Annotated in this window: 5 protein-coding genes; 3 read left to right on the top strand and 2 right to left on the bottom strand. The window is 69.9% G+C overall.

Translation table 11 applies throughout. The annotated features are described in order from the left end of the window. From ACIRPK_RS34175 to ACIRPK_RS34165, 3 genes are all read left to right on the top strand, one after another. Nucleotides 1–724, top strand: a 724-nt coding sequence (locus ACIRPK_RS34175) for a hypothetical protein (protein ID WP_403046119.1), incomplete at its 5' end; no start/stop codon positions are given. A gap of 701 nt (nucleotides 725–1,425) precedes the next feature. After that, nucleotides 1,426–6,705: a MobF family relaxase gene (gene mobF / locus ACIRPK_RS34170; RefSeq protein WP_403046117.1), complete on the top strand. Its 5,280-nt coding sequence runs from the start codon at nucleotides 1,426–1,428 to the stop codon at nucleotides 6,703–6,705. A 396-nt stretch (nucleotides 6,706–7,101) separates the two neighbouring features. Further along, nucleotides 7,102–7,485: a hypothetical protein gene (locus tag ACIRPK_RS34165; RefSeq protein ID WP_403046114.1), complete on the top strand. Its 384-nt coding sequence runs from the start codon at nucleotides 7,102–7,104 to the stop codon at nucleotides 7,483–7,485. Between the two features lie 68 nt (nucleotides 7,486–7,553). Here the strand turns inward: ACIRPK_RS34165 and ACIRPK_RS34160 are convergent, their stop codons facing one another. After that, entirely contained in the window at nucleotides 7,554–8,246 is a 693-nt protein-coding gene (locus ACIRPK_RS34160) for a hypothetical protein (protein ID WP_403046112.1), read from the bottom strand. Further along, on the bottom strand, nucleotides 8,243–10,231 hold the full coding sequence (locus ACIRPK_RS34155) for a type IV secretory system conjugative DNA transfer family protein (RefSeq protein WP_403046109.1): 1,989 nt from the start codon (nucleotides 10,229–10,231) through the stop codon (nucleotides 8,243–8,245). The genes ACIRPK_RS34160 and ACIRPK_RS34155 overlap by 4 nt, the downstream gene beginning before the upstream one ends. Nucleotides 10,232–10,612 lie beyond the last annotated feature (381 nt).

Below are 10,612 nucleotides of genomic sequence, written 5' to 3'. Positions count from 1 at the left end.
CCCGGACCGGTGGGTGGACGCCGAGGCGTCCGGCCGCCGGCCCGAACTGTTCATCGCTGGCGAGTTGCTGGAACGGGGCGGGGAGGTGGTGCTGGAGACGATGCTGCACGAGGCCGCCCACGGCATCGCGGTGGGCCGGGGCATCAAGGACTGCAGCAGCGACGGACTCAGGTGGCACAACCGGAAGTTCGCCGCGCTGGCCGTCGAGGTGGGGCTGGAGCCGCCGAAGCGGGCCGCCCAGACCATCGGGTTCTCCGAGGCGCTGATGAAGCCGGAGACCGCGGCCGCCTACGGCGCAGCGATCCGGAAGCTGGAGGCCGCCCGGCTGCCCTTCCTGGAGGGCGACCCGGTCAAGCCCGAGGACGACGCCGACGCCGAGGCCGAGGAGCCGAAGAAGAAGCGGACGTCCGGGAAGCGGTACCCGATCGTGTGCAGCTGCCGACCGGAGCCCAGGCGGATGCAGGTCACCCCGAAGACGTACGGCAAGGGCAAGAAGCGGGGGGCGATTCTGTGCGGGTTCTGCAAGGCGGAGTTCCTGCCGGAGGACGACAACGCGCAGGAGGCGTTCGATTCCTACGCTGCTGAGCCGGAGGAGGGCGAGGAGGAGCAGGCCGTCCTCCTGGTGGCCGCCGTCGAGGAGCCGGCCGCCCCGGCCGGAGGGGTGCGGCCCGTCGAGGAGCCGGACCCGGAGTGGGAGATGGAGGAGCCCGAGCGTGAGGACTGACTGACAGATCCCACCGTGTGCATGGTGGGTTGGGGCCCCGCCCTGGCGTTCGTCGCCGGGGGCGGGGCCTTGGTCATTCCCAGCGTGTCCATGGTGGGCCGGGCGGGGGTTCGGGGTGGGCGCGCAGGTCCGCGCCGAGGGGTGGCGGGCCGCCGTCGAGGTGGGCGGTTCACACCGTGTCCACGGTGGGCGCAGCGGGGCCGGCCGCCCCGGCCTGGCGGGGGTCGGTTGCGGTGGGTGAGGCGGTGGCGCGCTCGGCGCGGCTCGCGGGGGTGTCTGCAGGTGGGTCGGCTTGCCGACGAGCTGGTGGGTTCTGTGGGCGGTTCACACCGTGTCCACGGTGGGTTCTGTTCGGGTCGGCGGACCGGTGGCTGATCACGTCTTGTAACAGTGGCCCGAGGCCGGGCCCGCCCTTTCGCCGCTTCGCGCGCGCTGATCCGCCGTCTCTTCCGGCCGGTGGCCGAGTGCTGCCGTAGGCCCATGGTTCTGTCCGGTACATGATGGCTGCTGGTGTGTTGATCTTCTTTCCCTCTCCGGCCCGTCCGCCGTGCTGCCTCTCCTGTTGCTGGTCTGCTCTCCCCTTGTTGATCTTCCGTCTCCTCCTCCCCCGCCGTTGTGTCTTCTGTCCCTGTTGCTGTGATCCTCTTTTTTAACTCAACACACCGTTGCATCACGATCCGATGGTCCGTACTCTGATCACCATGACCGCCAAAGTGACGTTCGGGAGCAGCCCGGACTACCTCCTGGCTTCTGTCGGTGCGCGGTCAGATGACTACTACCTCCAGGCCATCGAGCAGGACGGCGAGCCGCCGGGGGTCTGGGTCGGTAACGGGGCTGCGGATCTTGGTCTCTCGGGTGAGGTTGACCCCGAGGTTTTCCGCGAGATGTACACACATCTCATCCACCCGGATTCCATCGAGCAGGTACAGAACGTGACGGCTGAGCGCTGGAAGGCGCACCGCAAGGCCAACCCGGAGTTGAAGGCCGGCACCGACGAATACCGAGCTGCGAAGGGTGCCATCAAGGCTGAGGTGCTCAAGGAGTACCGCCTTGGTGAGTCGGCACGGGACTTCTCGCAGAGCACGGAGAGTAAGGTCCGTAAGGCCATCGAGAAGTTGGGCGAGCACGCGACGCCCGAGCAGCAGCGGGCCGCTGAGATGGGTGTCCGGCGGAACCCGACTAAGAACGTCACCTATGCCGACGTCACGTTCAGCGCACCGAAGAGCTGGTCTGTCTTCCACGCCAGCCTGCAGGTGGAGGCGGCCCAGGAGCTGGCTGCCGGGAACCCGGAGCGGGCCGCCGAGCTGACCGCTCAGGCGGAGCAGGTCTGGCTGGCGTTGAAGGACGGAGCGGCCGCCGGCCTTGACCACATGCAGGAGCACGCCGGGTACGCGAGGTCCGGTCGGTTCGCCGGATCGAAGGGCGAGAAGACCACCGGCAAGAGGGTGGACGCTCACGAGTGGACCGCCGCCGCTTTCGCCCAGCACACGTCCCGGGACGAGGGTCCGCAGCTCCACATCCACACGGCGGTTTTCAACCGGGTGAAGTACACGGTCATGGACCCGGTGACCGGTGAGGAGATCACCAAGTGGGGTGCGCTCGACGGAACGCTGCTGCTGCGCGAGGCCAAGGCCGCAGGGCATCTGTTCGAGCGGGTCGCGGAGGAGAGCCTGACGCGGCGCCTTGGTGTTCGATTTGAGATGCGCCCGGACGGGGTCGTCCGGGAGATCGTGGGGATCTCCCAGGAGCTGCGGGACTTCCACTCGACCCGCCGCCACACGGTGGTGGCGGGGGTCAAGGTGCTGGCCGAGGCGTACGAGGCCAAGCACGGTGTCCGGCCCAGTGCTCACACGCTCGCCAAGATGAGCGAGGAGGTCGTTCTGGCGTCGCGGAAGCAGAAGAGCCACGACGGGATGACCCGTGAGGAGCTTCTGGAGCGGTGGGAGAGCACCACGAAGGCCGCCATCAAGACGTCCCTGGCGGACATCCCGAAGATCGTTGCCGAGACGTCCGCCGAGCGCGGTATCGAGGCCGAGGCGTTCGACCCCGCCCAGGTGATCCGGGAGTCCATCGAGGCCACGCAGAAGCGGCGGTCCGCCTGGACCCGGGCCGACCTGCAGGTCGAGATCGTCAAGCACCTGCCGGACTGCCTTGGTGGTCTGGAGAGTGACCAGCTCACCGGGCTGGTCAGGGAGTTGACCGAGATCGCCCTGCACCGGCCGACGGACTCCGAGCTGGTGGCGCTGGCGGGGCCCGAGCTGATCCCGATGCCCCGCTCTCTGCAGATGGCCGACGGCACTCCGATCTACCAGGTTCCCGGGGGCGAGCAGTACGCGACGAAGGGTCACATCGAGGCCGAGCGGCGGCTGCTGGACGACGCGGTGCAGGTGGGCGGCTTCGCACTCTCGGAGGAGCAGATCGAGCGCGCCCTGGAAGGCCGGAGCCTGCTGCCCGGCCAGGAGGCCGCGTTCCGGGGCATCCTCGGGGGCGGCCGCCAGGCGGACGTGCTGATCGGCCCGGCCGGGTCTGGCAAGAGCTACCTGTCCGCCGCGATCCACGACGCCTGGCGGGACACCGGCCGCTCGGTGATCGGCCTCACCACCTCGGAGCGCGCCGCCCGGGTGCTCTCCGGCGAGGGCGTCGAGCACGTCAGCAACCTGGCGATGTTCATCAACTCGAACAAGGCGCTGGCCAGCGGGACGAGCACCCCCGCGCTGGAGAAGCTGCGGCTGCGGCCGGGCCAGCTGGTGATGCTGGACGAGGCCGGCATGACCGAGACCACCGAGATGGACGAGGTCCGCCGGCTGGTGCGCGAAGCCGGGGCGAAGCTCATCTACGCAGGTGACTACGCCCAGCTGACCTCTGTCGGGGCCGGCGGCATGCTGCGGGAGATGGCCCAGCACGCCGGAGTCGAGGTCTTCGAGCTCGATGAGGTGCGCCGCTTCAACCACCACTGGGAGCGCGAGGCGTCGCTGGAGCTCCGCGAGGGCAACACCGACGTGCTGGACGCCTACGAGACGCACGGCCGCCTGCAAGGCGGTGACGTCGAGGAGATGCTGACCGCCGCCTACCAGGACTGGCTGGCTGACACCCTCAACGGCCACAACTCCCTGCTGATCGCCACCTCTCAGAAGCAGGCCGACCAGCTGGCCGCGATGGCCCGGGCCGACCTGGTCCGCCTCCACCGGGTGGAGGCCGACGGCATCCACCTCAGCCAGCGCGGGATCACCTTCGGCGTCGGCGACCAGGTCCAGCTGCGCGAGATCGACCGCAAGGTGAAGAGCCACAGCGGTGACCGCTTCGCGGTGAACCGCGATGTGGTCACCGTGGTGGACGCGAACCAGGCCACCGGCACCCTGACGGTTCGTTACGACGACGGCGAGCTGATGAGGCTGCCGAGCAACTACGTGAGCGAGCACGTGGACCTCGCGTACGCGGGCACGGTGCACGCCTCCCAGGGCCGCACCGTGGACCGTTGCCGGAGCCTTGCCGAGGCCGGGGACACCCGGGAATCGCTGTACGTCGCACTCACCCGAGGCAAGGACGGCAACTGGGCCTACGTCGTCACGCGCCAGACGGTGTCCGAGCTGGACGGCCCAGACCAGCCCGTGGTGGAGAAGATGGCGGTTCTCTCCCAGGTGCTGGAGAACTCCGGCGCCGAGCTGGCGGCCACCGCGGTGCTCCGTCAGAACCTGCAGGACAGCGTCTCCTTGGTCCGTTGGTCGTTCGTGCTGGACGACCTTGCCGACCAGCACGCCCAGCAGCGGTTCGGGCAGCTGATCCACGACACCCTCGGACCGGAGCGCTACCGGGAGATCCGGGACGATGAAGCGTACGGGCCGCTGGTCCGGCTGGCCCGTGCCGCCGAGGCGGCCGGCCACGACCCCGAGGTGCTGCTGCAGAAGGCGATGCTGGGCGACCTGTCGGACGCCCGGAACGTCACCCGGGTGCTGCACGACCGGCTGGAGAAGCAGTTCGACGCCGCCGACCGGGCCCAGGTGCGGACGGACGAGCGCGACGTGCGCGAGCACGTCCAGGCCCAGGAGCAGGCCGTTCCCGAGGTGCTGGGCGCCGCTCAGCTGGCCGAGGTGGTCCCGCAGGCCGAGGAGGTCCGGCCGGAGCTGGTCATGGTCTACGACGAGACCGTGGGCGGGTGGGTCCGGCACGAGCCGGAGACCGACACCGCACCGGAGTTCGCCGAGGAGGCCACCGAGGCCGAGGTGCCGCAGTGGACGGGCCAGTGGAACGAGGAGACCGACGAGTGGGACCTGCACCAGGTCAACGGGCCCGAGCAGGTCGAGGTCCCGGCACCGGTCATGACGTGGGACTACGACGCCCAGGCGTGGGTGCAGCACCAGGACCAGGCCGACGTGGAGCCGGAGGTGTGGGTGCTCGCCCCGCCGGCCCCGCGCGGCGCTGACCAGGACTCGCTCGACCGGCTGCAGCAGCAACCCGCCTACGGTCAGCAGCACACCGGCCCCAGTGTCTACGACGCGGCCGAGGGCGAGTGGGTCGAGGTCGAGGTACCGACCGCGCCGTGGCAGGCCGTCGAGGCTCAGTGGCTCGACCAGCTCACCGAGTTGAACACCGGGCTGGAGGTACTGCACTCCGGTCAGGAGGACCAGCGTCGGATGGAGCTGGCGGACGAGCACCGCGCCGCGGCCGAGGAGCGCGGCCGCTGGCAGAGCCGGGTGGCCGAGATCCCGGGCGAGCGGGGCGAGACCGCCCGGGCCGTCGCCGAGCTGATGGACGGTCGGCGCCTGCTGCTCGGCCAGGAGCTGGCCGACGCCAAGGAACTGCCGCAGTGGGCCCAGTCGCTGGGCGAGGCGCCCGACGTCTGGCAGACCGAGCAGCGCCAGGAGTGGATCGAGCGCGCCGGGTCGGTTGCGGCCTACCGCGAGGCTCACGGTTGGAAGAGCGAGGTGTCCGCGATCGGGCCGAGGCCCAAGCGCGGCGCGGTGGACTTCCAGCTGGACTGGGACCGGGCGTTCCGGGCCCTTGGCGAGCCGGAGGAGCGCCGGGAGCTGGTGGGCGCCACTGACGCCGAGCTGCGGGAGATGGTGGACCGCTACGAGCGGGAGGAGGCGTGGGCACCGCTGCACGTCGCCGACCAGCTGCAGAGCACGCACGAGACGATCCAGCAGCTGGAGCGGGAGTCCGCCCAGCGCCGGATCACCATGCTGGAGGCCCCGGAGGACCAGCGGGCACTGCTGGATGTCGAGGGTCAGGACGCCGTCCGGGAGGCCGCCGTGCTGCGGTCGAGGCTGTCCGCGCTGGAGGAGATTCACCAGGTCCGTGGTGACTGGCACGAGCACACCGAGGAGACCCGCGAGCGGGCCCAGGAGGCCCGCCGCCAGTTGGAGCTTCGTCACCAGGACGTCGAGCCCGCAGAGCCGGAGGTCGAGGAGCACCACCAGGGCGAGGAGCTGACCGCAGACGGCCAGTTCCCGGAGGCTGCGTGGGAGATGGCCGAGCCCGAGGCGGAACTGCCGGAGGCGGAGCCCGAGTTCGCGGCCGGCGCCGCCGAGGTGGAGCACGAGGACGTCCACCAGGACGTCGAGCCCGCAGAGCCGGAGTACCAGGAGCCCGCCCCTCAGCAGTCCGAGACGATGCGGCGGTACCACGAGGAGCTGCTGCTGGGCGGCCCGGCTGCCGAGCAGGAGCACCGCCCCGCCGAGCGCCAGGCCCCCGCCGTCGAACCCCCGGTGGTCGCCGAGGTGGAGCCTCTGGCGGGTGACAGCCTGCTCGGTGCTCTCTCCCACGCCCAGTCCGCCCGCGGAATCATGGACGACCGCGCCGCCTACCAGGATCAGAAGCTGATCGAGGCTCAGGCCGCCATAGAGGCGGTGACGGCCAGTCGGGCCGCCGCCGAGGCAGTCCGGGAGGCGGCCCCGGCCGTCCCAGCCGCCCAGGCGGTCGAGGTGCCGGTGGTCCAGGTTCCGCAGGTCGAGGTCCCGCAGATCCAGATCCAGATCCAGTAAGAGGGGTAGGAAGCATGACAGCAGGTCAGTGCCAGGGTGGGCGGTTCTACGACGTCACGTTCAGCACGCCGAAGAGGTTCTCCGTGCTGGGCACGCCGACCAGCGCGGAGGCCGTCGAGACGGCGGTGCTGCGTGGGGGCGTGCGTGCCGCGCGGGTTCTGCGCGGTCTGTCCGTGACCGGGGGCACCGAGCTACGGTCGAACCATGGCGAGTAACGGCTGGCAGCAAGGCGACGGTAGGGGCGAACACCCCGGGCCGGGCCTTAGTGCTGCGTCCCGCATCAACGTCCCGCAGCCGCCCCCGGGGCTGGCTCCCTACACCGTGCCCGGAGGGGCGACGAGCGTCCCGCCCCGGCCGGCCACTCCACCGGCCCCGGCACCGACCGGCGTTCCCTCAGTGGTGATCCACAGCCGCGCGGAGCTGGAGGCACTGCGGGACGACGCCCAGGCCGAGCTGGAGGCCACGGAGGAGTCGTTCCGGCTGATGTGGCTGGACCCCCGCCACCGGGGCGAGGGTCTGACCGGCATCCTGAACGCCGTCCGATGGCTGCTCGGCGAGCGCCCGTTGGCACCGATCAGCAACGAGGTGGACCCCGCCAACCCCCTGCCCGCACCCCGCTCGATCGGCAGCGAGAAGATCGACGCCGAGGACCGGGTGATGGGACGAGGCGAGTACCGGCAGACGTGGAGCGAGTGGTACGCCGGTGGGGTGCTGCGGACGCTGGAGTGGGCGACGATCACGCACAACCCGAGGCCCAGGCCGATCTCCGAAACGATGTAGCAGCAGGTCAGAACAGCGAAGGGCCCCGGGAACCGATCGGTTCCCGGGGCCCTTCGTCTGTCAAACGATCAGGGGGTGGCAGCGGCGGCCGCTGCCTCCCTCTCCTGCATGGCGAGCACTCGTTGAGTGATCTTGTCCTGCTCGGCGTCCAGGTTGACCGTCCGCTCCGGTGCCTTGCTGGCCACGTGGGCCTGCTCGGCCTTGCAGTGCTTGAGCGCGTCCTGGATTTCGCGCTGGAGCATCGGGCGCCAGCGGATGAACCACTCCGCCTGACGGGACGGCGAGGCGTCCGCCTCCAGGTGGGCCCAGCACCACATTCCGTACAGCGCCCCGGTGAACTGGACCGCGTCGCCGTGCTCGATCCAGCAGGGCTGCATGGTCTCGCGGTAGTCCTCGGGGAAGTACCGGCGCCAGATCGTCTCTCGCCAGTGCACCAGTTCGTGCAGGGCGTCGTGCATCTGCTGGGCCGTCATGGCGGACCAGTTCATCAGCCGGGTGGCCTTGCCCTCCTTGACGGCCAAGGAGGTGAGGATGCGGCTCATCTCCACGACCTTGCCGGGCAGGTCCATCGTGTCGATGGTGTCCAACCGCGCGTTTGCCTTGGCGGCCGCCGTACCGGCCTCATTGGACTTGGTGTTGACAACGGCGATCATGCTGGTGAGACGGTTCTCCGCCATCTTGACCAGCGATTCCGGTTCGACCCGGAGCTTGGGTACGTCGGGCACCTTGGGTTCCTCCTCAGTGGGCTGACGGGTGGTCACCAGGACAGGTTGTCACCAGCGGCGCGGGGCAGGTCGGTGGACTCAGCGGCCGGCGCCTGCACCGGCTGGACGGCGGGCTGCTGCACCGGCACGGTGGGCGAGTAGTTGGGCTGCGGGGGGATGTTGTACGCGGCGGGCTGCTGCACCGGCACGGTGACCGGGGGAGCGGGCACGAACACCGGCACGGGGGCGGGCTGGTAGGCCGGGGCAGACTGCTGCTTGACCAGCTGCACGCCCTGCTTGGCCAGCAGCTTCTGGGCCTTGCGCTCGGCGCGCTCGGCCTGCTTCTCCTCCTTGAGCGCCAGCTTGACGTCCTTGCGCTTCCAGGTCGGCACGTAGGTCACCTTGACCGGGCCGCCGGCGCGCTGGAAGTAGAGGCCGTGACCGGCCTTCATCTCCCGGACGTCCTTCTGCGGCATGACCCTGATGCGCCGGATGCTGTGACTCTCGGTCGGCTTGCCCTCCCGGTCCTTGCTGACGGAGACCACCGTCTGGTCCGCGTCGCCCACCAGCAGGGACAGCCGCTCCAGGTCTTCCGGGAGGCTCAGGCCGCCCAGCGCGAACTTGTTGCAGTTGGTGTAGATGCTCTTCGCCCCGTTGACGCCCCAGCGCTCTTCCAGCTGGGCGTACGACTGGACGGAGATCTCCATGTGGATGTTCCAACCGCCCGCGTCGTTGCTCCACTTGTTCAGCGGGAGCGGGCAGATCGTCGCCGCCTCATCGAGCACGAACCGGACGTACGGGTCGATCCGGCCACCAGCGCGCTTGGCCCAGACCTTGGCCTCCTGGTAGACCTCCGCCACCAGGCAGGAGTACAGCGGCGCGATCGAGCCCCGGTCCCGGTCCTCACCCATCAGGTACAGGGTTCCCTGCGTGGCCAGCAGCTCGTACGCGGTGAACTCCGGCTGCCCGGGGAGCGGGAGGACGATCTGCGCGATCGAGGGGTCCGAGAGGAATTCGAGGGTGGGCGCCAGGGACATGTACACACCGTCAGCGGTCTTGTCGGGCGCCTCCATCTCCTGACGGAGCGTCTGCAGCCAGCCCTCGGGGAGCCGAGCGGCGTTGGCCTCCATGATCCGCAGCGGTTCCTGGTTGTCCGAGTCGGAGACCCACCGGGCCACGTCGATGAGCGTGCCGTTCACCAGGGCGGCCGCCATCATCAGGTTCCGCAGCAGGGCGAAGGAGTGGCTGTCCCAGAAGGTCTGGTTGGTCAGCGCCTCCCCCTTGCTGCTGCCCGCGAGGAGGTAGCCGGCGCGGCGGATGGCGATGGTGGGATCGGTGCAGCCGCGGACCGGGTTCCACCGGACCGTGTTGGTGATGCCTTCCAGATCGGAGTTGAACACCCAGACCGGGCGGCCGTCCTTCCTGCGGAGGGCGTGGGTCAGGGTGTACAGGTCGGAGCGGGTGGAGGTGGCCACGCAGGCCCCTGCGGCGTCGATGATCTGCCCGCCCATCCACGCCGACTTGCCCGCGCGCGGCGGTGCGAAGATCAACACGGAGTCTTCGCAGGCGATGTACAGCGACTTGTTCCAGATCGCGTCCGTGCCGAGCATCACGCCCAGGTCGAGCGCGGTGACGTCCTTGCGGCCGACCAGCGCGGGCCGCAGCTGGCTCACCCGGTTGAGCAGTTGACGCTCGCCCATCAGCTCGGCGATCTCCTTCTGGCTGGCGAAGCCCGTCCCCTTGGGCAGAGGCAGGGCGCGCGCCTTACCGGCATCGGCCTGCTGCTTGAGGTGCAGGTATCCGACGAAGAGGCCGGCCGCGCCCAGGGCGGACGCGGTGAACCACTGCCCGGGGATGCCGTCCACCAGGGTGTTGACCACGCCCCAGATGTCCATGTCCGGGGTGGGGACCGGGTTCCCCTCGGCCGGCGCGGCGCCGAGCACGAGGGGAGCCGCAGCCAGCAGGCCCAGCCCGGCCCGCTTGTTGGTGCAGCAGTCGTCAGTGGTGTCGGTGCTGTCGGTAGTCTTCTTGGTACGGGCCATGGAGTCGGGTTTCTCCCTCTGGTCTCAAGCCCTCGGTCAGGCGCTGAACCCGCCGGGCCGGGGGTGTTCTGTATGCACCCGTGACGGGACGATCACGGTACGCCCCCCCTGTGACAAACGGGGAGGAAGTTTCCTTGGTGACGGGACGATTGTAACCCTAAAGAGTCTTGAACTTCAAGACTCTGGAACTCTTTTGCTCGGTTCTTCCGGGAGTCTGCTCGGCTGGCAGTGCGTGACGCTCGGAGGCCGGTAGGCCCGCGCTCGGCGGAGCGCAGGGGGTGCTCGGCGAACGGCGAAGGTCCGGCATCCCGCGCTCGGTTGGCGCTCGGCGGGGTGCCGGACCTCTTGGTGGCCGACCGCCAAGAGGTGGCCACCGACCGC

The sequence above is a fragment of the Kitasatospora sp. NPDC101801 genome, from assembly GCF_044766665.1.
Lineage (GTDB): Bacteria > Actinomycetota > Actinomycetes > Streptomycetales > Streptomycetaceae > Kitasatospora.
Note: the sequence above shows the minus strand (reverse complement) of the source record. Positions and strands in the feature narration are given on the sequence as shown.

What these genes read in the sequence shown, in the direction of transcription:
- mobF (WP_403046117.1), top strand. Translation starts at nt 1,426, where the DNA reads ATGACCGCCAAAGTGACGTTCGGGAGCAGCCCGGACTACCTCCTGGCT.
- ACIRPK_RS34155 (WP_403046109.1), bottom strand. Translation starts at nt 10,231, where the DNA reads ATGGCCCGTACCAAGAAGACTACCGACAGCACCGACACCACTGACGAC.